The sequence below is a fragment of the Streptomyces sp. NPDC003691 genome (assembly GCF_053981115.1).
The window spans coordinates 80,519-103,607 of sequence record NZ_JBSFNQ010000019.1 but is presented as its reverse complement, the minus strand read 5'-3'; the positions used below and the strand labels follow the sequence as shown (position 1 = coordinate 103,607).

The window sequence follows — 23,089 nt, the reverse complement described above, 5'->3', positions numbered from 1 at the left end:
AAGACGGCCAGATTGATCCCGATCAGGATCTTGGTGACCAGGAAGGAATCCTCGGCGATCGTCCCGCCCGCGATGGTCCGCGGCTGGTTGGCCGCCGGGCCGTGCCCCGTACCGGAGCCGGTGCGGACACAGTCGGGGCACTGGAAGCCGACGGAAGCACTGATCATGCAGTCCGTGCAGATCGGCCGCTCGCAGCGGGTGCAGCGGATACCCGTCTCCCGGTCGGGGTGGCGGTAGCAGCCGGGCAGGCCGTGCGCGCCGCGCGACTCCTGCGGATGGCCTGGGGCCTGGTCCATGAGCTTCCACCACGTCCTTCGACATCCCGGCCGGGCGTCCCGGCTCCCGTGCGGGCCGGCCGGCCCCCGCTTCGTACGGACATTCCTGTCCGGTGTTCCGGTGCGCGGCGGCACCGGCTCCCTCCGTCGGCTTCCCCGGCCGGGCCCCGGCAACACACCGCCCCGCTCATCCAGACGGACGGGCGGGGCGGGTTTGTTCCCGGCGGCCGGAGATCAGCCCTCGCGGGTCTCGATCACCACGGACTCGATGACCACATCGTTGACCGGGCGGTCGGTGCGCGGGTTGGTCGGGGTGCCGATGATCGCGTCCACGACCTTCTTGCCGGCGTCGGTGGAGACCTCGCCGAAGATGGTGTGCTTGCCGGTCAGCCAGGTCGTCGGGGAGACCGTGATGAAGAACTGCGAGCCGTTGGTGCCCGGGCCGGCGTTGGCCATCGCGAGCAGGTAGGGCTTGGTGAAGGCCAGCTCCGGGTGGAACTCGTCCGCGAACTTGTAGCCGGGGCCGCCGGTGCCGTTGCCCAGCGGGTCGCCGCCCTGGATCATGAAGCCTTCGATGACCCGGTGGAAGATCGTCCCGTCGTAGAGCTTGTCCGTGGTCTTCTGCCCGGTCACCGGGTTGATCCACTCACGCTCGCCGGTGGCCAGCTCGACGAAGTTCTTGACGGTCTTGGGCGCGTGGTTCGGCAGCAGCCGGATCTCGATGTCGCCCTGGTTGGTCTTGAGGGTGGCGTAAAGCTGCTCGGCCACGGTCCTGCCTTCCGATGGGTTCGCACGGTCTTGTCGGTCGTCCCGATCCTCGCACGGATGGAGCGCACCGGCCGAAATGCGACCGGAAACGCCATGGAACGCCGTCTTCGGGGTACGGGCCGGATGACCCGGATGCCCGCACCGCATGCCGAGGCCCCGGCCCGGCGGCATGATTTTCCCACAGACGGACAGGCGATCAGACGACATGCACTGAACTGGGGTGGGAAGCGGGGTGCGCCCGGATGTGTCCCGTAAAGCCACCGACGAGGAGGTTCCCGTGACCAGCATGGAGAGCGTGCGCACCGCCGGCGATACGGCCAAGGAGAGTGTGCTGCACGCGGCGGAGGTGATGGCGCCCTATGCCGGTACGGCCCGGGACCACGCCGTGTACTACGCGCAGGAAGCCCGAGACCGTGTCGTACCGCGCGTCTCGGACGCAGCGCGGCGGACCGCCGCTCAGGCGCGTCTGCAGTACGGCGCGCATGTGGCGCCGCATGTGCCGCCGAAGGTGGACGCGGCTGCGCACCGGGCGGCGTACCAGGCCCGGAAGGCGGCGCGTCAGGCGGCGGATTACAGCCGTCCGCGGATCGAACACGCGGTGGCCGTGGCCCAGCCCGTGGGGGAGGAGGCCGTTGTCAGGTCGGGTGCCGCACTGGCCGCACTGCGCGGCGGGGTGACGGCGGGGGAGATTCAGCGGCTGGTGCGGAAGCACGAGCGGCGGGCGAGGGCCGGCCGGCTCGTCAAGGGGCTCGCGATCGTCGGTGGGGTGGCGGCCGTGGCGTTCGTGGCGTGGAAGTGGTGGGAGCGGCAGGCCAACCCGGACTGGCTGGTGGAGCCGCCCGAGGCGACCGAGGTTCCGGACCCGGACCGCGATCCGCTGTCGTCCGTCGACGGCAGTCCGGAGGCGCTGGATCCCGAGGTACGGGCCAAGCAGGACGAAGCTGATTCCGCGGGGCGGGACGACCGTCCCTGATCGCACCCGGTACCGGTCGTGGTCCGGGGCGTCGCCCCGTTCACCGGCCTTCGCGGGCTTCCGGCCACCGGTCTTCGCGGACTTCCGGGTGAGCCCGGGCGCCCGAGGGCTGCCGTCTGCTCCGCCCTGACCGCGTACCGCTGCCGGGCGATGCCTTCACCCGGTGGTGCGGGTCCTTCGCGTACGGCGCGTACAGCGTGTTCGGCGTGTTCCCCGTCCCCGGCGTGCTGCCCGGGTGGTGCCGGTCGGAGCCGCCGGTCCGGTGGGAGCGGTGGTGCCGGCCGTGCCCGGCCGGTGTCGCCGAGGTGCCGCGTACGCGAATTCCGGAGTCTCACGCGGCCGTCGTGAAGGACGAACGCGCCGCCGGAACGGTGGTGCGGTCGGCGGTCCGGCCGGATGCGCTCTCGCCGGTGTCCGCGGCGCCGTACGGGTCGCTCCCCGGGGCACCGGCCGCGGCCTGCGTACGGTCGGCGGCGGTGTCCGTCTCCGGTCCGGTACCCGGCGCGTCCGTGTCGTACAGCGGGATCCTGCGGACCGACGGGGAGGAACCGTGGGCTTCGGCACCGATGCGCTGCTTGATGGTCGGCGGCAACGCCTTCTCCCGTGGCCCGGCGCTCCACCGCTGGGTCTGGGACGGGATGAGCATCGGCAGCAGCGAGCGTACGATCCGTCCGCGCTCCCGGGCCTGCTCCCGGAACCGTGCCGGGAGCAGGGACCGGGTCCGGTCCCCGGCCGCCCGGTCCTGCGGCGGGATGTCCGGACGCGCGGCCCGGGCCGGGGGATGGTGTGCGCCGCCTTCCACCGCGGCAGTGGCCCCGGCGGGCGAGTCCGTGCCGTGAGACGGGAGCGCCGGCCCGGCGGGGGCGCCGGCCGCGGGCAGTGTCCGGGCCGCCGCGGCGCCGGAGAATCCCAGCGACGCGAGCAGCGCGACAAGCGCGGCAAGGAACGCGCTCCATACATCTCTGACCTTCTGGGCGGTCATGATCCCTCGCTTTCGGGTTGGACGATCTTTCGGTTTGGCGGATCTTTCGGGTTGGGCGATCTGCATACCTTTCTCATGATGTGTACGGATCCCGAGTTGCGAAGGACCGACGCCGCTGCTAAGCGGTTCTTCCGATGAACACCACCCGAACGGTCCATCCCGGGTGGCGGGGCCGGAGCCGGGTGCCTACTGTGCGCGCGGTCGGGCACGGCGGCCTGCCCCGGCTGTACGTGCTCGCACCGGCCGCTTCCCGGATCATCCGGCCGGCCCTCCGGCCCGGAGGAAATCCCCGGGATCCGCCCCCGCAGGCTGCGGGCCTTCCCGGCTTCCCTGCTTCCCGGCCTCCCGGTCCATGATCGTCTCCGGATTGTTTTCCGTGCCCTGTCACACCGGTTACCTCCGGATGGTCAGAGCAGTGGCACACGGCTGCGGAGGAAGAAGAGGCGCATGGACGAGAACGATCTGCTGGCGGCACGCTTCGAGGAGCACCGGGGACATCTGCGCGCGGTCGCCTACCGGATGCTGGGCTCCTCCGGCGAGGCGGAGGACGCGGTCCAGGATGCCTGGCTGCGGGTGAGCCGGTCGGGCACCGGCGGCGTGGAGAACCTGGGCGGCTGGCTGACCACGATCGTCAGCCGGGTCTGCCTGAACATGCTCGCCTCCCGTGCCCGGCGCCAGGAGGACCCGCTGGACATCGTCCGGGTCCCCGACCCGGTGATCGGCGGACCGGAGGGCGGAAACCCCGAGCACCAGGCGGAGCTGGCGGACTCCGTGGGCCTCGCCCTGCTGGTCGTTCTGGAGACCCTGGCCCCTGCCGAGCGGCTGGCCTTCGTCCTGCACGACCTGTTCGCCGTACCGTTCGACGAGATCGCGCCGATCGTGGACCGGAGCCCCGCCGCGACGCGCCAGCTCGCCAGCCGGGCCCGCCGCCGCGTCCAGGGCACCCCGGCGCCGGATTCCGATGTGCACCAGCAGCGAGCCGTGGTGGACGCCTTTCTCGCGGCGGCCCATGAGGGCGACTTCGAGGGGCTGATCGCGGTCCTGGACCCGGATGTGGTCGTCCGGTCCGACTGGGGCGCCCTGCGGCCGGGCGCGGTCGTACGAGGCGCCGACCAGGCCGCCCGGAACGCGATCATGTACACCCGGCTCGCGGCCGGTGCCCGTCCGGCACTCGTCAACGGCGAGGCGGGCTTCGTCTCCATGGCCCCCGACGGTTCGCCGTTCTCCGTCATGGCCTTCACCATCCGGGGCGGAAAGATCGTCGAGATCAACGCGCTGGCCGGGGCGGACCGGCTCGCGGGACTGGACCTGACCGTTCTCGACGCCTGAGGCAGGACTCGGGCACGGCCGAGGTGTGGCTGCGGGGGCTGTTTCACGTGAAACAGCCCCCGCGCCCGCGCCCGGACACTCGCCTCTCTGCGGACGAAGCTAGTGAACGAAGCTGTAGCTCTTCCAGGACCCCGCCCCGGGGGCGACCACATCCGAGGTCATGGTCGCCACATAGATGGAGTCCTTCCCCGAGCAGTCGGCCGTGGGATAGGCGATCAGATCGACCAGGGTCTCGTTGGTCAGCGCCACGGCCCCGTCGGCCCCGAGCCGGTGGCACCCCTTCACCGGCGGGCTGTTCACCAGGGCGTGGTCCTTCTTCGCGGTGTCGTAGGCGACGATCCCGACGGAGGTACGCCCCAGGCCCGAGCAGCCGCCGAGAACCACGGCCAGCAGCCCGGCTCCCACGGCGGTGACGGACCGCCGGACCCGGTTCGAAGAGGGACACCGATGGCGGATGACGGCCATGACCAGTCCTTGTCTGCGCGGCGGCAGCTCCGCGCGGGAAGCCGTAGGGATGCTGCTCACCGCCACCCTGCCGCGTCCCTCCGGCAACGGCATCCGCTGAGGGCTGCCCGGGCGACCCCGCGAACGCCGTAGAGGCCCCTCCGCGGTATGCGGAGGAGCCTCTACGGGTCCGTGGAGCCTAGGGGAGTCGAACCCCTGACATCTGCCATGCAAAGACAGCGCTCTACCAACTGAGCTAAGGCCCCGGGTGAAGGGAGCGGGGACGGGACGGATATCCCGGCCTTCGCCGCGCACCAGAATACCGGGTATCCGCGGTCATCCTGCAAAGGGATTGGGACTCCCGGTGAACGACCACTCTCCGTAAGATGCACGGCGTGGTTCGCAGCAGTGAAGCGCGCCTCGGGGAAGCGATGGGGAGACGCACATGGACGCCGCTCAGCAGGAGACGACCGCCAGAGCCAGGGAGTTGCAGCGGAACTGGTACGGGGAGCCGCTCGGCGCCCTCTTCCGCAGGCTCATCGACGATCTCGGGCTGAACCAGGCCCGGCTCGCGGCCGTACTCGGACTGTCGGCGCCGATGCTCTCCCAGCTCATGAGCGGCCAGCGGGCCAAGATCGGCAACCCGGCCGTGGTCCAGCGGGTCCAGGCCCTCCAGGAGCTGGCGAGCCAGGTCGCGGACGGCAGCGTCAGCGCCGTCGAGGCGGCCGACCGGATGGAAGAGATCAAGAAGTCCCAGGGGGGATCCGTTCTGACCGGCACCGGACAGACCACCACCAGCTCGGGCGCGCCGACCGTACGCCGGGTGGTGCGGGAGATCCAGTCGCTGCTGCGCTCGGTCGCCGCCGCCGGGGACATCATCGACGCGGCGGATTCCCTCGCCCCCACCCACCCCGAGCTGGCAGAGTTCCTCCGGGTGTACGGAGCAGGCCGCACCGCCGACGCCGTCGCGCACTACGAGTCGCACCAGAGCTGACCGTCCACCGGGGCACGGCGGGTCCGCGGCTCCCGGGAGCGGTCGCGGGCCGGCAGCGAGGCGGGGCAGGCGCCTCACGAGGGAACGAGGAGCGGGCACAGCGCCATGGGTGAGGTCTTCGCCGCTCGGTACGAGCTGATCGACCCGATCGGGCACGGGGGTGTCGGCGCGGTCTGGCGTGCCTGGGACCACCGGCGCCGGCGGTATGTCGCGGCCAAGGTGCTCCGGCAGAGCGACGCCCACACCCTGCTGCGGTTCGTCCGCGAGCAGGCGATGCGGATCGACCATCCCCATGTACTGGCACCCGCCAGCTGGGCGGCGGACGACGACAAGGTCCTGTTCACCATGGATCTGGTCGGCGGAGGCTCACTGGCCCATGTGATCGGCGACTACGGGCCGCTGCCGCCGCGCTATGTCTGCACCCTGCTCGACCAGTTGCTCGCCGGACTCGCCGCGGTCCATGCGGAGGGCGTGGTCCACCGGGACATCAAACCCGCGAACATCCTGCTGGAGGCGACCGGCACCGGCCGCCCCCATCTCCGGCTCTCCGACTTCGGTATCGCCATGCGCAAGGGCGAGCCGCGGCTGACCGAGACCAACTACGTGGTCGGCACACCGGGCTACTTCGCACCCGAGCAGATGACCGGCGCCGAGCCCGATTTCCCCGCGGACCTCTTCGCCGTCGGGCTGGTGGGCCTCTATCTCCTCCAGGGGCAGAAGCCCGATGCGGACGCCCTGGTCGAGCATTTCGTCGAACACGGCACTCCCGGCGCTCCCATCGGTATCGCGGAGCCCCTGTGGCAGGTGCTGGCCGGGCTTCTCCAGCCCGATCCCGAAGACCGCTTCAAGTCCGCCGCCGGGGCGCGCAAGGCGCTTCTCGCGGCGGTGGAGGCCCTCCCGGAGCCGGGATCCGACGAGGAACCGGTGGAGATCTTCGATCAGCTGGAGCCGCTCCCGGAAGGCTTCGGCCCGGAAGGCCCCGACGGGCCGCCACCACCGGCCATCGCCACCGTCCCCGGCACCACGACCGCTCCCGGCATCTCCGCGGCGCCGGGTGCCACCGGTACGGAAGGACACGGCACGACCGGCGGCCGCGGCTTCGCCGCCGAAACCCCTGCCCCGCACCACCCCCACTCCACCGGCCGTCCCTCCGGGCATTCGGGCGGCACCCCGGTCACGGACTCCGCCGCCGGCCCCGCCACCGGCAGCCCTGCCGTCCCCTCCGCGCTTCCCGCACCGCCTCCCGTGCCTCCGGGCCCACCGCACACCGGCGGTGTCGCCATGGTCCCGGCGCCGCCCAGCCAGCCGCCGACCCCACCGCCGCACCCGATCGGCAGCACCCCCGGCCCGCCCCCGGGCCCGTCCTCCGGAACCACTCCCGCCACCCCGCCCGGCACGGCACCGGCAGCCGCGCCCGCACCGGCCCCGCCCGTACGGAACCTGCCACCAGAAGCTCAACCGGCCTCCGCCGAGCCCGCCGCCCACCGCCCCCACGCCCTCCCGGCCCGGAGCCCCGGCCCGCCGCACCCGCCCGGGCGGACCGCGCCGACGACCCCGCTGCCCTACGGCTCCCCCCAGGCCGCTCCGACGCGGACCTACACCGCCCAGAGCCCGCGGACTCCCCTCTCCCGCGCGGAGCTCCGCCGGGCCGCCCGCCGCCGCAAACGGGCCCTGCCGCCCCTCAAGTTCGCGGTGCCCCTGCTCGCGCTGGCCCTGGTCTGCTACGCCGTCGGTTTCTGGGCCCTCGCCGAGTCCTGACCCCCGGCACCACCCGCCGCCCCGGGCTCACCCGTGCCGCACACACCCCGCAGACCGTTTCCGGACAGCACAGAGCCCCGGTCGCGCCGAGCGACGACCGGGGCTCTGCCGAGTCGGATGACCTATGACTGCCGGGTCTCACACACCGGAGCCTGCGGGCACGGAGTCGGTCGCCTCCGTCCACAGATCCTGCTCGGCGCGGTCCGCCTGGATCTGGCGGTACACGAGGAGCCCGCCGATGGCGGCCAGTGCGACCAGGAGAAGCTTCTTCACCGCGCGACCTCGTCTTTCCTTGACGTATGAGGACTTCTGGCGCCCGACTATACACACCGACCGATACCGATCGGTGACCTGTGTACCCCTTGCCGCGACGGCCCGCACCGCCCACGGCCATCCGTTCGATCCCGGCCGCCCGTACCGTTTTCCCAGGTGGCACCGGATCCCCGGACCGCCTCAGACGGCACCGGCCGGGGCCGCGCCCCGGCCCGGATCCGTACCGCGCCCGCGGTCCCGGTCGAGGGGAAGGCCGAGCATCCGGATCGCGTTGCCGCGCAGCAGCTTGTACGCCACCTCCTCCGGCAGCCCGCCGACGTGCTCCTCCGCGACCCGTTTCGTCTCCGGCCAGGTGGAGTCGACGTGCGGATAGTCCGTCTCGAAGGTCGCGTTGTCCACCCCCACCTTCTCGATGGCCTCGATCCCGTGCCGGTCCCGGAAGAAGCAGCAGAAGATCTGCCGGTAGTAGTACACGGACGGCGGCTCGGGTACGAGATTCCGTACGCCTCCCCAGGCCCGGTGCTCCTCCCACACGTCGTCGGCGCGTTCCAGGGCGTACGGGATCCACCCCATCTGGCCCTCGCTGTACGCCAGCTTCAGCCGCGGGAACCGCACCAGGACCCCGCTGAACAGGAAGTCCGTCATCGACGCCATGGCGTTGTTGAAGCTGAGCGCCGCCTGCACGGCCGGCGGCGCGTCCGGTGAGGCGGCGGGCATCTGCGACGACGACCCGATATGCATGTTCACCACGGTCCCGGTCTCCTCGCAGGCCGCGAAGAACGGGTCCCAGTACCCGGAGTGGATCGACGGCAGCCCCAGATGGGTGGGGAGCTCGGAGAAGGTCACCGCCCGCACCCCGCGCGCGGCGTTGCGCCGGATCTCCGCGACGGCGAGTTCCACGTCCCACAGCGGGATCAGACAGAGCGGGATCAGCCGGCCCCCGCTGTCACCGCACCACTCCTCCACCATCCAGTCGTTGTACGCGCGCACACAGGCCAGGGCCACCTCCTTGTCCCGCGCCTCGGCAAAGGTCTGTCCGCAAAAGCGCGGGAAGGTGGGGAAGCAGAGCGACGCCTCGACATGGTTGAGGTCCATGTCCGCCAGCCGGGCCTGCGGATCCCAGCAGCCCCGGCGCATCTCTTCCCGGGTGATGCCGTCGAGGGTCATCTCGTCCCGGGAGAAGCCGACCGCGGCGATGATCCGCTTGTACGGGAAGATCTCGTCCTCGTACCGCCACCAGTCGGTCCGCTGGCCCTCCGGATCCGTCCGGAAGCGGTACTTCCCGCCCACGTACGCCAGCTCGCCGATGCCCGCGGTGAACGGCTTGGGCCCCCGGTCCCGGTACCTGGCCGGCAGCCAGGTCTCGAAGAGGTGCGCAGGCTCGATCACATGGTCGTCCACGCTGATGACCCGGGGAAGGTCCCGGCCGCCGTGCTCCTGCTCCCTGCCAATCACGCGGATCACTCCCCATCTGACGGTCCATCAGATCCGGACTGTCAGGCTACGACCCGCCTCCCCGCGAGAGCAAGCGCCCTTCCGCCCCGAGCGGGCCCGTACGCGGGTCCCGGCACACCGGCCCCGTAGCCCCCTCCCCCGTACGCCGCCCGGCACCGCACCGCACCGCACCGCACCGGCAGGGGATCCACGCGCCCTCCGGGCAGCAAACACAGAAAACCCCCGGGTGATCTCACCCGGGGGTTTTCCACAATGTGGGGCTAACAGGATTTGAACCTGTGGCCTCATCCTTATCAGGGATGCGCTCTAACCAACTGAGCTATAGCCCCGCCGCGCTCTGCGCTGACCTCTGAAGATTAGCGCACCTGCGGCGCAGCTCCCAAATCCGTATCCCGCCGCCCCGCCCCGGGGCCCGTACCAAGGGCCCGGAGCCGCGTCCGGCGGGCCTCCGGCAAACCGGCCGGGCGGCCGGTAAGGGCCTCCGGCCGGTTTCAACGGCCCCCGTCCGGCTGGTAACCGCCCCGGGGCCGGGCCCGCGGGCGTCCCGGAGCCCCGGAGCCCCGGAGTGAGACCGGACACAGCTCCGGGCACGGTCCCCGAGCCGCGGCGAGCGGCCCGGACCGTGCCCGGTGGAAGAGTCCGGAGGTCCCGGACCGAAGCCGCCCCGTCCGCCCGCACAACGGCGGAACGGCGGAGCGGCAGGTGGAATACGGGGTTACTCGTCCTCCGCCAGGGTCAGCTCGACGCCGCCCACAAAGCCCGCGGAGAGGTTGTAGATGAACGCGCCCAGCGTGGCCAGCGCCGTCACCAGGACCACGTCGATCACCGCGATCACCGAGGTGAAGATCAGCACCCGCGGCAGCGACAGAAACGCCTGGAGGTCAAAACCGTTGCTCTCGTTGGAGCCGGTGGCCTCGCTGATCGTGCCGCCGACGGTCGAGAAGACGCCCATCGCGTCCATGACCATCCACAGCACGGCAGAGGCGACCACCGTGCAGATCCCGAGGGCGATGGAGAGCAGGAAGCTCACCTTCATCACCGACCACGGGTCCGCCTTCGCCACCCGCAGCCGCGCCTTGCGCGTCCGCGGGGTGGTCCGGGCACCCGTACGCGGCATCCTGACGCCCGACTGGGTGTCGCCGCCCTCCGGCGTCCGGTACGCCTGCGGCGGGTGATACGGCCCCGTCTGGGGCTGCGCCGCCGGGCGCTTTCCGTCGAACACCGGAGACGACCTGTCCGCAGCCTCTGTCACCGAAACCCCCTGGGAGTCCGTGGCAGAGCCACGGGGACCGTTCGACTTCGCGGCTTTCGCAGCTCCGGCAGCAGCCGGCCCGGCTCCCGTGGCTCCACTCACGCGTTTACTCCTCGTGCTCCCCGGCCGAAGGCTCAATGCCCTCGGCGGCCGCCTCGGCCGGTCCACCACCGGCCACACCAATCCCCCTGACCTCTTCAGAGGTCACCGGGGACGATTCGGTTCCGTCGGCGCCGACTTCGGTTCCGTCGACTTCCTCGGCCTCCCGACCGGCCTCGGCGTTGCGCGCGATCCCGACGACGGCATCCCGCTTGCCCAGGTTGATCAACTGGACACCCATGGTGTCACGCCCGGTCTCCCGGACTTCATTGACTCGCGTACGAATCACACCACCGCCGAGGGTGATGGCCAGAATCTCGTCGGATTCCTCGACCACCAGCGCGCCCACGAGCGACCCGCGGTCCTCCACGATCTTGGCGGCCTTGATACCGAGGCCGCCGCGGCCCTGGACGCGGTACTCGTCGACCGGGGTCCGCTTGGCGTACCCGCCGTCGGTAGCGGTGAAGACGAACGTACCCGGCCGGACGACATTCATCGAGAGCAGCTCGTCGCCCTCGCGGAAACTCATCCCCTTGACGCCCGAGGTGGCCCGGCCCATGGGCCGCAGCGCCTCGTCCGTCGCGGTGAACCGGATCGACTGCGCCTTCTTGCTGATGAGCAGCAGATCGTCCTCGGCGGACAGCAGCTCGGCACCGATCAGCTCGTCGTCGCTGCCGTCCTCGGTCTCCCGGAGGTTGATCGCGATGACACCGCCGGCCCGCGGCGAGTCGTAGTCCTTCAGCGAGGTCTTCTTGACCAGTCCGCCCTTGGTGGCGAGCACCAGGTACGGGGCGGCCTCGTAGTCCCTGATCGCCAGGATCTCCGCGATCTGCTCGTCCGGCTGGAAGGCCAGCAGATTGGCGACGTGCTGGCCGCGGGCGTCCCGGCCGGCGTCCGGCAGCTCGTACGCCTTGGCCCGGTAGACCCGGCCCTTGTTGGTGAAGAAGAGCAGCCAGTGGTGGGTGGTGGAGACGAAGAAGTGGTCGACGATGTCGTCCTCCTTCAGCTTGGTGCCCCGCACCCCCTTGCCGCCGCGCTTCTGGGACCGGTAGTCGTCGGTCTTGGTGCGCTTCACATAGCCGCTGCGCGAGATGGTGACGACGATGTCCTCTTCGGCGATGAGGTCCTCGATGGACATATCACCGTCGAAGGGCACCAGCGCGGAGCGCCGGTCGTCGCCGTACTTCTCGACCAGGACCGCCAGTTCCTCGCTGACGATCTCCCGCTGCTTGGCGGGCGAGGCCAGGATCCCGTTGTACTCGTTGATCTTCGCCTGGAGCTCGTCGTGCTCCTGGATGATCTTCTGGCGCTCCAGGGCGGCCAGCCGGCGCAGCTGCATCTCCAGGATGGCGTTCGCCTGGAGTTCGTCGATGGCCAGCAGGTCCATCAGTCCGCCGCGGGCGATCTCGACGGTGTCGCTGCGCCGGATCAGCGCGATGACCTCGTCGATCGCGTCCAGCGCCTTCAGCAGACCGCGCAGGATGTGCGCCCGCTCCTCGGCCTTCCGGAGCCGGAAACGGGTCCGCCGGACGATGACCTCGATCTGGTGGGTCACCCAGTGGCGGATAAACGCGTCCAGCGACAGCGTCCGCGGCACCCCGTCGACCAGCGCCAGCATGTTCGCGCCGAAGTTGGTCTGGAGGTCGGTGTGCTTGTAGAGGTTGTTGAGGACGACCTTGGCGACCGCGTCCCGCTTGAGGACGATCACCAGACGCTGACCGGTCCGGGACGAGGTCTCGTCGCGGACATCGGCGATCCCGCCGACCTTGCCGTCCTTCACCAGGTCGGCGATCTTCTGCGCGAGGTTGTCCGGGTTGACCTGGTAGGGCAGCTCGGTGACCACCAGGCACTGGCGGTTCTGGATCTCCTCGACCTCGACGACCGCGCGCATCGTGATGGAGCCGCGGCCGGTGCGGTACGCCTCCTCGATGCCCTTGCGTCCCACGACCAGCGCGCCGGTCGGGAAGTCGGGGCCCTTGATCCGCTCGATGAGCGCGTCGAGCAGCTCCTCGTGCGTGGCGTCAGGGTGCTCCAGCGCCCACTGGGCACCGGACGCGACCTCGCGCAGATTGTGCGGCGGGATATTGGTCGCCATGCCGACCGCGATCCCCGCGGAGCCGTTGACCAGCAGGTTCGGGAAGCGCGCCGGGAGGACCGTCGGCTCCTGGTTGCGGCCGTCGTAGTTGTCCTGGAAGTCGACGGTCTCCTCGTCGATGTCCCGGAGCATCTCCATGGACAGCGGCATCATCTTGCACTCGGTGTACCGCATGGCGGCGGCCGGGTCGTTGCCCGGGGAACCGAAGTTGCCGTTGGAGTCGACCAGCGGCATCCGCATCGACCACGGCTGGGCCAGCCGGACCAGGGCGTCGTAGATGGAGGAGTCGCCGTGGGGGTGGTACGTACCCATGACGTCGCCGACCACGCGGGCGCACTTGTAGAAGCCCTTCTCGGGCCGGTAGCCGCCGTCGTACATCGCGTAGAGCACCCGGCGGTGGACGGGCTTGAGCCCGTCCCGGACGTCGGGCAGCGCACGCGAGACGATCACGGACATCGCGTAGTCGAGGTACGAGCGCTGCATCTCGGTTTCGAGCCCGACGGGCTCGATCCGCATCTGCGGCTCCTCCGCGGCGGCGGCGCCCGCGGGCTCCTCGGTGGTGGCGGGGTTGTTCTCGTCGGCCATAGCCGGTCTTCTGTCCTTTCGTACGGTCAGCTCGGACGGCTGGGGCCGACTCAGATGTCGAGGAAGCGGACGTCCTTGGCATTGCGCTGGATGAAGGAGCGGCGGGCCTCGACGTCCTCACCCATCAGCACGGAGAAGAGGTCGTCGGCCTGGGCCGCGTCGTCCAGCGTCACCTGGCCGAGCACCCGGTGCTCCACGTCCATGGTGGTGACGCGCAGCTCCTCGGCGTTCATCTCGCCCAGACCCTTGAAGCGCTGGATCGAGTCCTCGCGGATCCGCTTGCCCTGCTGCTTGCCCAGCTCGACCAGGGCGTCGCGCTCGCGGTCCGAGTACGCGTACTCGAAGTCGTCCCGACCCCACTTGATCTTGTAGAGCGGCGGGCGGGAGAGGAACACGTGCCCGGCCTCGACCAGGGGTCGCATGAAGCGGAAGAGGAAGGTCAGCAGCAGGGTGTTGATGTGCTGGCCGTCGACGTCGGCGTCCGCCATCAGGATGATCTTGTGATAGCGGAGCTTCTCGATGTCGAAGTCCTCGTGGACTCCGGTGCCGAAGGCCGAGATCAGCGCCTGGACCTCGGTGTTCTGGAGGATCTTGTCGATCCGGGCCTTCTCGACGTTCAGGATCTTGCCGCGGATCGGCAGGATCGCCTGGTACATCGGGTTGCGGCCGGACTTCGCCGAACCACCGGCGGAGTCACCCTCGACGATGAAGATCTCGCACTTCGTCGGGTCGTTGGACTGGCAGTCGCTGAGCTTGCCGGGCAGGGAGGCGGACTCCAGCAGCCCCTTGCGGCGGGTCAGGTCACGGGCCTTGCGGGCGGCGACCCGCGCGGTCTGCGCCTGGATGGCCTTGCGGATGATGTCCGCGGCCTCGTTGGGGTTGCGGTCGAACCAGTCGGTGAGGTGCTCGTGCACCACCTTCTGGACGAAGGTCTTCGCCTCGGTGTTGCCCAGCTTGGTCTTGGTCTGGCCCTCGAACTGCGGCTCGCCCAGCTTGACCGAGATGATCGCGGTCAGACCCTCGCGGATGTCCTCGCCGGAGAGGTTGTCGTCCTTCTCGCGGAGCAGCTTCTTGTCCCGGGCGTACCGGTTGACCAGGCCCGTGAGCGCGGCGCGGAAGCCCTCCTCGTGCGTACCGCCCTCATGCGTGTGGATGGTGTTCGCGAAGGAGTAAACGCCCTCGGTGTACTGGGAGTTCCACTGCATCGCGATCTCGACCGAGAGCATCCGCTCCTTGTCCTCGGCCTCGATGTCGATCACCGTGGGGTGGATCAGCTCGCCCTTGCGCGAGTTCAGGTACTTGACGAAGTCGACGATGCCGCCTTCGTAGTAGTACGTGACCGTGCGCGCCTTGTCGGCCTCCTCCTCCTCGGTGGAGTCGGCACCGGCGGTGGCCCGCGCGGACTCGCGCTCGTCGGTCAGGGTCAGGGTCAGGCCCTTGTTGAGGAAGGCCATCTCCTGGAACCGGCGCGAGAGCGTCTCGAAGGAGTACTCGGTGGTCTCGAAGATGTCGCCGTCGGCCCAGAAGGTCACCGAGGTGCCGGTCTCCGCGGTCTCCTCGTTCTGCGCGAGGGGCGCAGTCGGGACGCCGAGCTTGTAGTCCTGGGTCCAGCGGTGGCCGTCGGTCTTCACCTCGACGGCGACCTTGGTGGAGAGCGCGTTCACCACGGAGACGCCGACGCCGTGCAGACCGCCGGAGACGGCGTAGCCGCCGCCGCCGAACTTTCCGCCCGCGTGCAGCACGGTGAGGACGACCTCGACGGCCGGCTTGTTCTCGGACGGAACGATGCCCACGGGGATGCCACGGCCGTTGTCGACGACCCGGACGCCGCCGTCGGCGAGGATCGTCACGTCGATGGTGTCCGCGTGCCCGGCGAGCGCCTCGTCGACGGAGTTGTCGACGACCTCGTACACCAGGTGATGAAGCCCACGCTCACCGGTCGAGCCGATGTACATGCCGGGCCGCTTGCGGACCGCGTCCAGCCCCTCAAGAACGGTGATCGCACTGGCGTCGTACGAGGCGGTGACCTCGCCGTCGCCGACGGAGGGGGTGGACGGGTTGATCTCGTTGGGGTTGCCGGAATCGGCCACGAAGCGCCCTTTCTGGCACAGCACAAGCCGTTCTCCGGGCAGGCGGGGACGGCTGCGTCGTTCGACATGTTCCGCAAGGTGGCGGGATTGTCCACCAGTCTACCGGTACCGCCGACACGAATGGGGGTTTGCCGGTAGCTGAGTCCTCATGTGCCGCCCTGGGAACGCCCTGTCCGACTCCCCATATTCGGGCAGGGGCTCCAAGAGGCTCACACCGGCTTTGAGCGCTTCGGCCTGTCAACCGCTCGTCACGGTGAGGGAGGGCTCGGCAAGACCCCCCGGAATCCCGTGCTCCGCCACTGCCCCGACACCGGGCGGGGCCTCGCCGCGACCGGCGCACAGCCGGTGGAAAGGCCGGAAAAGCGGCGGAAAAAGGGCGGGCGGTGCCCTGTCCGGGCGTACAGACCGTACGGAGCCGGGCGGGGCGGGACCTGAGCGGGCCGTACGGTGCCGGGCCGTACGGAAACGGCCCCGCGCACCCACCGCCCCGCGCCCCGGCACGGGATCAGCCGTAGGTGTCGCCCGGTCCGGTGCTCCCCGGGGCCCGCAGCGGGCCGAAGCCGCGGCGCGGCGCCCCCGGGCCGAGCACCTTGATCAGTACGACGGTGCCCTGTCCGAGGTCCTCGTTGAGCCGGGCCACCAGCCTGGGCGCGAGCAGCCGCAGCTGGGTGGCCCACGCGGTGGAGTCGCACTGGACCGTGAGGACCCGCTCGTCCTCGTCGTACCGCTGCGGTACGCAGTGGTTGGCCAGGCCCTCGCCGACGATCTGCGGCCAGCGGCCCATCACACCGCCCACCGCGGCCGGGGTCTCCCAGCCGCGTTCGGTGATCAGCCTGTTGATGGCGGCGCCCAGCGGCAGCGGGTCACGGCCGTCCGCACGGGCGCCCGAACGCAGTCCGCCGCCGCGGCGGGCCTGGCGGCGGTCCTGGGCGGCGGCCCCGCGGGCCCGTGCCTGCTCCTTGGCCGCGCGCAGCGCGACCCGGGCCAGATCGACCCCGGACGCCTCCGGCACTCGGGCGCCTCCGGGCGCGCCGGGCAGGGGTCCGACCGGACCGGCGGCCGGGCCGCCCGGCAGCCCGGGGCCGCCCGTACCGGGCAGGGGGAAGGGTGTGTTCTCGCTCACAGCGGGGTCACCTCGCCCTCCGCCACCGTGTACCGCGCCCCGCTCAGCGCGTCGGGTACGTCCTCGGCGACCGCCGCGGTCACCAGCACCTGTTCGCCCGGAGCCACCAGCTCCGCCAGCCGTTCCCGGCGGCGCGCGTCGAGTTCGGCGAAGACGTCGTCGAGGACCAGAACGGGTTCATTGCCCTCGGCCCGCAGCAGATCGTACGAGGCCAGCCGGAGCGCCAGCGCGTACGACCAGGACTCGCCGTGGCTGGCGTACCCCTTCGCGGGCAGCCGTCCCAGCCGGAGCACCAGATCGTCGCGGTGCGGGCCGACCAGCGTGACACCGCGCTCGATCTCCTGTTTACGGGAGGCGCCGAGGGCCGTCATGAGCAGGGTGTACAGCTCGTCCGGGCTGTCCGGCAGCGGGTCCGTGCCCGGTTCGTCGCCGGTCTCGGCCGCCAGGGCGGCGGAGGAACGGTACTCCAGGGTGACCGGCCCGCCGCCCGGTGCCAGCGATTCGTACGCCTTGTCGGTCAGCGGCTGGAGGGCGGCGATCAGCTCGCCGCGCCGGGCCAGCAGCTCCGCGCCCGCCCGGGCCAGATGCTGGTCCCAGACGTCGAGGGTGGAGAGATCCCCGCCCCGGCCGCCGTGCCGGCGGGCCATCGCCGCCGACTTCAGCAGGGTGTTGCGCTGTTTGAGGACCCGCTCGTAGTCGGAGCGGACGCCTGCCATCCGCGGTGAACGCGCGGTGATCAGCTCGTCGAGGAAGCGCCGGCGGTCCCCCGGATCTCCCTTGACCAGGGCCAGATCCTCGGGGGCGAAGAGCACGGTCCGTACTATCCCGAGCACATCACGCGGTCTGACCTGCGACGACCGGTTGATTCTGGCGCGGTTGGCGCGGCCCGGGTTGAGCTCCAGCTCGACCAGCTGGGAGCGTTCGCCCTGGGTGACGGCGGCCCGGATCACCGCCCGCTCGGCTCCGGCGCGGACCAGCGGGGCGTCGGAGGAGACCCGGTGGCTGGCGAGGGTGGCCAGATAGCCGACCGCCTCGACCAGATTGGTCTTGCCCTGTCCGTTCGCCCCCACAAACGCGGTGACGCCCGGGCCGAGGGGCACCTCGACCCGGGCGTACGAGCGGAAGTCGGCCAACGACAGATGCGTGACGTGCATGGGTGTACGCCGACCTCCCCGGCCGAAGCCGTCTTGCTTCCCGGCCCGAGGGCCGTTACTTCTTGGTCTCCACCGCGTGGCCGCCGAACTGGTTGCGCAGCGCGGCGATCATCTTCATCTGCGGGGAGTCGTCCTGGCGGGACGCGAAGCGCGCGAACAGCGACGCGGTGATCGCCGGAAGCGGTACGGCGTGGTCGATGGCGGCCTCGACGGTCCACCGGCCCTCGCCGCTGTCCTCGGCGTAGCCGCGCAGCTTGTCCAGGTGCTCGTCGTCGTCGAGGGCGTTGACCGCCAGGTCGAGCAGCCAGGAGCGGATCACGGTCCCCTCCTGCCAGGAGCGGAAGACCTCGCGCACATCGGTAACGGCGTCGGCCTTCTCCAGCAGCTCCCAGCCCTCGGCGTAGGCCTGCATCATCGCGTACTCGATGCCGTTGTGGACCATCTTCGCGAAGTGGCCGGCGCCGACCTTGCCCGCGTGCACGGAGCCGAAGTCGCCCTCGGGCTTGAGCGCGTCGAAGACCGGCTGGACCTTCGCGACGTTCTCGGCGTCGCCGCCGTACATCAGCGCATAGCCGTTCTCCAGGCCCCAGACACCGCCGGAGACACCGCAGTCGACGAAGCCGATGCCCTTGATGCCCAGCTCGACCGCGTGCTTCTGGTCGTCGGTCCAGCGGGAGTTGCCGCCGTCGACGACGATGTCGCCGGGGGAGAGCAGCTCGGCCAGCTCGTCGATGGTGGACTGGGTCGCGGCCCCGGCCGGGACCATGACCCAGACCACGCGGGGTGCGGGAAGCTTCTCCACAAGCTCCGCGAGGCTGTGGACATCGGCGAGATCGGGGTTCCGGTCGTATCCGACGACGGTGTGGCCCGCGCGGCGGATGCGCTCGCGCATGTTGCCGCCCATTTTCCCGAGGCCGACGAGGCCGAGCTGCATCTCACTGTCCTTACACATAGTCCGACGTTTTCCGTACCTGACCTGGGTCGAGCCTACGCCGGGGCGGCCCGGGCGGCCCGGCGGGTCCACCGGCCGCACCGGTGGGCCCACCGCCGCACGGCGGTCGTCGGGCCCGGCCGGGGTCCGACGGCCCGGGGCTCACCGGAGGTCCGGTGGCGGTGCTCAGCCGGAGAGGCGCACCGGCATGATCAGGTACTTGTACGCCTCGTCGGCGTCGGCGTCGACGGCCGGCTTGCCGTTGAGCAGCGCGGGCTTCGTCGACGTGGTGAAGGACAGCTGGGCGACCGGGGAGTCGATCGCGCTCAGCCCGTCGAGCAGGAACGTCGGGTTGAAGGCGATGGAGATGTCGTCGCCGTCGAGCTGGGCGTCGACCCGCTCCACAGCCTGTGCGTCGTCGCTGGAGCCGGCCTCCAGGATCAGCACGCCCTGCTCGAAGCTCAGCCGGACCGGAGTGTTCCGCTCGGCGACCAGGGCGACGCGCTTGACCGCCTCGACGAAGGGCGCGGTCTCGATCACGGCCACCGAGTTGAACTCGGTGGGGAAGAGCGTGCGGTACTTCGGGAGGTCGCCTTCCAGCAGCCGGGTCGTGGTCCGCCGGCCGGCCCCCTCGAAACCGATCAGTCCCTCTCCCGCACCGCTGCCGGAGAGTGCCAGGGTCACGGTGTCGCCGCTGGTCAGCGCCTTGGCGGTGTCCAGCAGGGTCTTCGCGGGCACCAGGGCGACCGCGGAGGCGCCGGAGTCCTCCGGCTTCCACAGGAACTCGCGGACGGCGAAGCGGTAGCGGTCGGTGGAGGCCAGGGTGACGGTATCGCCCTCGATCTCGATCCGGACGCCGGTGAGCACGGGGAGGGTGTCGTCGCGGCCCGCGGCGATGGCGACCTGGGCGGCGGCGGCGGCGAAGACCTCACCGGGGACGGTCCCGGTCGCGGTCGGCATCTGCGGCAGCGCGGGGTACTCCTCCACCGGCAGGGTGTGGAGGGTGAAGCGGGAGGAGCCGCAGACCACGGTCGCCCGTACACCGTCTGTGGAAATTTCCACCGGGCGGTTGGGCAGGGCGCGGCAGATGTCGGCGAGCAGCCGGCCGGAGACCAGGACCGTGCCGTCGTCCTCGACCTCGGCCTCCACCGAGACCCGGGCCGAGACCTCGTAGTCGAAGCTGGAGAAGCTCAGCACGCCGTCCTCGGCCTTCAGCAGCAGACCCGCGAGCACGGGCGCCGGAGGACGGGCTGGGAGGCTCCGGGCCACCCAGGCCACCGCCTCCGCGAGTACATCGCGCTCAACCCGGATCTTCACCGGAACCGCCTCCTGCTGCTGTCGCCGTCTCGCCCTTGCTGGCTCTTGTCGTCGGCTGTGTCGCCGGGGACCAGTCTGACGTACGGCGCTGACAGCGGGTGCGCCTCGGGGTCAAGTCGTGACCACGGCCGTGCCGGGCGGTCGGCTTGAGTTGTGCACAGGCCCCACTTCGAAGCGGATTCCCCGGTAACTCTGAGTGGGAGTAGTAGTAGGGCCTGTGGATACCGTGGATAACCCTGTTTTCGCAGGTCAGCAGCGGTTTTTTGTCCACCGTGCCTGTGGGTGGAGGCAGTGGATAACCAGCCGTCTCTGTGGACACCGGAAAGTTCTGCACAGGCGATGCACAGCCTCGTGGGAGTTCTCCCCAGCCCTGTCCCCAGCTTTACCCAGGTTCCCCACAGCCCAATCCGCCTCCTTGGTGTGACGGCTTTCACTCGACCCGGTGAGAGGGGGTGTTGTGTTGCCGAACAGTGGACAGCGGTGTGGACAAGCTGTGGGCAACCCCGCTCCGCCTGTGGGCGGCCGGTGGACAACTTTTCCCGCCCCCTGTGGACGGATTCGTTGTCCACAGTCTGTGGATTACGGTTGACCACAAATCCCCAACCACCTGACCTGCTGTGATCATCGGAGGACCGGCCCGCCTGTGGACACCGTAGGGACAACTCCCCGGTCCCCAGGGTGTGGACGGTGAATTCTCCCGTGTTCTGTGGAGAACCCGGCCCACCGGCCCCGTAATCGAACAGCGGCCGCGGAGGGTTCCCGCGCCCGCGGCGGTCCCGAAGCGCTCCCGGACGGCTCCCGGACGGCTCCGGAGTGCTCCAGGACGGCTCCCGGAGGCTGTGCCGGAGCCCGGGGAGGCCCTCGGAAGGCCCTCGGGAAAGCCTCCGGGGAAGCCGCTGGGCCGCCCCGTACGCCCATGGAAAAGCGCCCCGGGACCGGAGTCCCGGGGCGCTCGCCCACTGCCGCGGAAGGGGCCCGGGGGGCCTGCCCCGGGGCCGCCGTCAGCCGTTCTTGATGCGGTTGGTCAGCTCGGTGACCTGGTTGTAGATGGAACGCCGCTCGGCCATCAGCGCGCGGATCTTGCGGTCCGCGTGCATCACGGTGGTGTGGTCGCGGCCGCCGAACTGCGCGCCGATCTTCGGCAGCGACAGATCGGTCAGCTCACGGCAGAGGTACATGGCGATCTGCCGGGCCGTGACCAGCACCCGGCTGCGGGAGGAGCCGCAGAGGTCCTCCACGGTCAGCCCGAAGTAGTCCGCCGTGGCCGCCATGATCGCGCCCGCCGTGATCTCGGGCGCCGAGTCCTCTCCGCCGGGGATCAGGTCCTTCAGCACGATCTCGGTCAGCCCGAGGTCGACCGGCTGCCGGTTCAGCGAGGCGAAGGCGGTCACCCGGATCAGGGCGCCCTCCAGCTCGCGGATATTGCGGGAGATCCGGGAGGCGATGAACTCCAGCACCTCCGGCGGTGCGTTCAGCTGCTCCTGGACGGCCTTCTTCCGCAGGATCGCGATCCGGGTTTCGAGCTCCGGCGGCTGGACGTCGGTGGTCAGCCCCCACTCGAAACGGTTCCGCAGCCGGTCCTCCAGCGTCATCAGCTGCTTGGGCGGCCGGTCGGAGGAGAGCACGATCTGCTTGTTGGCGTTGTGGAGCGTGTTGAAGGTGTGGAAGAACTCCTCCTGCGTCGACTCCTTGCTCGCCAGGAACTGGATGTCGTCGACGAGCAGGATGTCGACGTCCCGGTACCGCTTGCGGAAGGTGTCGCCCTTGCCGTCGCGGATCGAGTTGATGAACTCGTTGGTGAACTCCTCGGAGCTCACGTACCGGACCCGGGTACCCGGGTAGAGGCTGCGCGCGTAGTGCCCGATCGCATGCAGCAGATGCGTTTTGCCGAGGCCGGACTCCCCGTAGATGAAAAGCGGGTTGTACGCCTTGGCGGGCGCCTCGGCCACCGCCACCGCGGCCGCGTGGGCGAACCGGTTGGAGGCGCCGATCACAAAGGTGTCGAAGAGGTACTTGGGGTTCAGCCGGGCATGCGGCTCCCCCGGACCGCCGGGCGCCGGCGGACCCCCCGGGGCTCCCCCCGGACCGTCGGCGCCGCCCGGCGGCCTCGCGGGCCCCTGGAGCCCGGCCGGCCCGGAGCGGTGCGGGGGCTCGGCGGGCTCGCGCCGCTCGGGCCGCTGCTGCTCGTAGGACGGCCGCTCGGACTGCTGGGGGCCGCGGTAGTCGTGCTGCGGCATCTGGTGCGGACGCGGGCCGGCGTACGGATCGCGGTCCTGGAACCCGCCGAGCCGCGGCTGCTGCCAGGACAGGTCCTCCTGGGTGCGCGGCCAGGCACCGGGCTCGGGCCGCTGCTGCTGGTACTCGGGGTAGGCCGGGCGGATCTCCGGCAGCCCGTCCTCGGCCGGGCGGTGCCCGTAGCCGCCGTAGGGATCGGCCCCCCGGTAGCGCTCGGGACCCGGCTCGCCGGGCTCGTCGTAGAGCGGGGCGGCGGGCGCGGACTGCTGGTGCGGGGGCGCGGGCTCGGCCGCCGAATCGTCCACGGTGATCGCGATCCGGATCGGGCGGCCGCACTCCCGGCTGAGCGTCTCGCTGATCAGCGGCGCCAGCCGGCCCTCCAGTACCCGCTTCCCCCACTCGTTGGGAACGGCGAGCAGCGCGGTGTCGGCGACCAGCGCCAGCGGCTGGCAGCGCTCGACCCACTGCTTGTCCTTGGGCTCGACGCCCTGGCCCTCGGCGAGGAGCTGTTCCAGCACTCGTGGCCACACTGCGGCAAGATCGGCAGGTACGTCAGCCACGAGCCACGCTCTCTCGAAGGTCCCGCACGTGCCCGAAAGGGTGGTCCGGGGGCGGTGGGGGAAGGACAGTCAAGGACAGAAAGGAAAGATTCGGAGTTCAGCCACGGTAGTCAGCGCGACCCGGCTCGTTCAAGTTGTTGTCCACAGCCTGTGCACAGCGGGCCCTGTGCGGCGGGTCGGCAGGGGGCCGCCGGGGGCTGGTTTGACCGGATGGCGTAGCCGCGCGTACCGTAACCAGGTCGAGTTGTCGATGGCTGCTGCCGCCTGCCTCCGATGGGCAAAGATCACGTTTGTGGTCGTGAAGCGGTGCACTCGGGCGAAACGCGAGCTACTCGTGGGCGCACGGTGACAGCCAGGCGATACCCCGCCACCTACGAATCTTCATCTGGAGCCCCCG

At 70.6% G+C, this 23,089-nt stretch carries 17 protein-coding genes, 2 tRNA genes and 1 pseudogene; 4 read left to right on the top strand and 16 right to left on the bottom strand.

What is annotated here, in order from left to right; genetic code table 11:
* Both ACWDR0_RS12595 and ACWDR0_RS12590 read right to left on the bottom strand, forming a co-directional pair.
* Positions 1-296: pseudogene (locus tag ACWDR0_RS12595) on the bottom strand (rhomboid family intramembrane serine protease); the annotation flags it as partial.
* 213 nt (positions 297-509) lie between these two features.
* Positions 510-1,043, bottom strand: coding sequence for a peptidylprolyl isomerase (locus ACWDR0_RS12590; protein ID WP_456351639.1), 534 nt, complete (start codon positions 1,041-1,043; stop codon positions 510-512).
* 277 nt (positions 1,044-1,320) lie between these two features.
* Between ACWDR0_RS12590 and ACWDR0_RS12585 the strand changes: the two genes are divergently transcribed.
* Positions 1,321-2,016 carry a DUF5324 family protein gene (locus ACWDR0_RS12585; RefSeq protein WP_456351638.1) on the top strand — a complete coding sequence of 232 codons (696 nt, stop codon included), beginning with the start codon at positions 1,321-1,323 and terminating at the stop codon, positions 2,014-2,016.
* A 331-nt stretch (positions 2,017-2,347) separates the two neighbouring features.
* On the opposite strand, the gene ACWDR0_RS12580 is transcribed toward ACWDR0_RS12585, so the two are convergent.
* Positions 2,348-2,998, bottom strand: a complete 651-nt coding sequence (locus ACWDR0_RS12580) for a DUF6344 domain-containing protein (protein WP_456351637.1) — start codon at positions 2,996-2,998, stop codon at positions 2,348-2,350.
* 447 nt (positions 2,999-3,445) lie between these two features.
* On the opposite strand from ACWDR0_RS12580, the gene ACWDR0_RS12575 reads away from it, so the two are divergent.
* Positions 3,446-4,327, top strand: coding sequence for a sigma-70 family RNA polymerase sigma factor (locus ACWDR0_RS12575; protein ID WP_456351636.1), 882 nt, complete (start codon positions 3,446-3,448; stop codon positions 4,325-4,327).
* A gap of 99 nt (positions 4,328-4,426) precedes the next feature.
* Here the strand turns inward: ACWDR0_RS12575 and ACWDR0_RS12570 are convergent, their stop codons facing one another.
* A complete protein-coding gene (locus ACWDR0_RS12570) occupies positions 4,427-4,792 on the bottom strand; it encodes a hypothetical protein (RefSeq protein ID WP_456351635.1) in 366 nt (121 codons plus the stop codon).
* A 172-nt stretch (positions 4,793-4,964) separates the two neighbouring features.
* Positions 4,965-5,037, bottom strand: a tRNA-Ala gene (locus ACWDR0_RS12565).
* Positions 5,038-5,216: 179 nt separating this feature from the next.
* Here ACWDR0_RS12565 and ACWDR0_RS12560 point away from each other — a divergent pair.
* Together ACWDR0_RS12560 and ACWDR0_RS12555 are read left to right on the top strand one after the other, a co-directional pair.
* Positions 5,217-5,765, top strand: coding sequence for a helix-turn-helix domain-containing protein (locus ACWDR0_RS12560; protein ID WP_006348038.1), 549 nt, complete (start codon positions 5,217-5,219; stop codon positions 5,763-5,765).
* Positions 5,766-5,870: 105 nt separating this feature from the next.
* Complete coding sequence (locus ACWDR0_RS12555; RefSeq protein ID WP_456351634.1) at positions 5,871-7,523, top strand: serine/threonine-protein kinase; 1,653 nt, start codon at positions 5,871-5,873, stop codon at positions 7,521-7,523.
* A gap of 138 nt (positions 7,524-7,661) precedes the next feature.
* Here the strand turns inward: ACWDR0_RS12555 and ACWDR0_RS12550 are convergent, their stop codons facing one another.
* The 11 genes from ACWDR0_RS12550 to dnaA all read right to left on the bottom strand — a co-directional run bounded on the left by ACWDR0_RS12550 (position 7,662) and on the right by dnaA (position 22,692).
* Positions 7,662-7,796, bottom strand: coding sequence for a DLW-39 family protein (locus ACWDR0_RS12550; protein ID WP_003958712.1), 135 nt, complete (start codon positions 7,794-7,796; stop codon positions 7,662-7,664).
* A 180-nt stretch (positions 7,797-7,976) separates the two neighbouring features.
* The gene (locus tag ACWDR0_RS12545) at positions 7,977-9,251 is read right to left on the bottom strand and encodes an amidohydrolase family protein (protein ID WP_456351633.1); all 1,275 of its coding nucleotides are present in this window, start codon (positions 9,249-9,251) and stop codon (positions 7,977-7,979) included.
* Between the two features lie 255 nt (positions 9,252-9,506).
* Positions 9,507-9,580, bottom strand: a tRNA-Ile gene (locus ACWDR0_RS12540).
* 386 nt (positions 9,581-9,966) lie between these two features.
* On the bottom strand, positions 9,967-10,605 hold the full coding sequence (locus tag ACWDR0_RS12535) for a DUF3566 domain-containing protein (protein ID WP_456351632.1): 639 nt from the start codon (positions 10,603-10,605) through the stop codon (positions 9,967-9,969).
* Positions 10,606-10,609: 4 nt separating this feature from the next.
* Positions 10,610-13,282 carry a DNA gyrase subunit A gene (gyrA, locus tag ACWDR0_RS12530; RefSeq protein WP_456351631.1) on the bottom strand — a complete coding sequence of 891 codons (2,673 nt, stop codon included), beginning with the start codon at positions 13,280-13,282 and terminating at the stop codon, positions 10,610-10,612.
* Positions 13,283-13,332: 50 nt separating this feature from the next.
* Complete coding sequence (gene gyrB / locus ACWDR0_RS12525; protein ID WP_456351630.1) at positions 13,333-15,396, bottom strand: DNA topoisomerase (ATP-hydrolyzing) subunit B; 2,064 nt, start codon at positions 15,394-15,396, stop codon at positions 13,333-13,335.
* Between the two features lie 481 nt (positions 15,397-15,877).
* Complete coding sequence (locus ACWDR0_RS12520; RefSeq protein WP_456351629.1) at positions 15,878-16,495, bottom strand: DUF721 domain-containing protein; 618 nt, start codon at positions 16,493-16,495, stop codon at positions 15,878-15,880.
* The gene (recF, locus tag ACWDR0_RS12515; RefSeq protein WP_456351628.1) at positions 16,492-17,649 is read right to left on the bottom strand and encodes a DNA replication/repair protein RecF; all 1,158 of its coding nucleotides are present in this window, start codon (positions 17,647-17,649) and stop codon (positions 16,492-16,494) included. Before recF ends, ACWDR0_RS12520 begins: the two co-directional genes overlap by 4 nt.
* 55 nt (positions 17,650-17,704) lie before the next feature.
* Positions 17,705-18,583 (bottom strand): phosphogluconate dehydrogenase (NAD(+)-dependent, decarboxylating), encoded by an 879-nt coding sequence (gnd, locus tag ACWDR0_RS12510; protein WP_456351646.1) that lies wholly within the window; start codon positions 18,581-18,583, stop codon positions 17,705-17,707.
* A 183-nt stretch (positions 18,584-18,766) separates the two neighbouring features.
* Positions 18,767-19,897, bottom strand: coding sequence for a DNA polymerase III subunit beta (gene dnaN, locus ACWDR0_RS12505; protein WP_456351627.1), 1,131 nt, complete (start codon positions 19,895-19,897; stop codon positions 18,767-18,769).
* Between the two features lie 1,001 nt (positions 19,898-20,898).
* Positions 20,899-22,692, bottom strand: coding sequence for a chromosomal replication initiator protein DnaA (gene dnaA, locus ACWDR0_RS12500; RefSeq protein WP_456351626.1), 1,794 nt, complete (start codon positions 22,690-22,692; stop codon positions 20,899-20,901).
* Positions 22,693-23,089 lie beyond the last annotated feature (397 nt).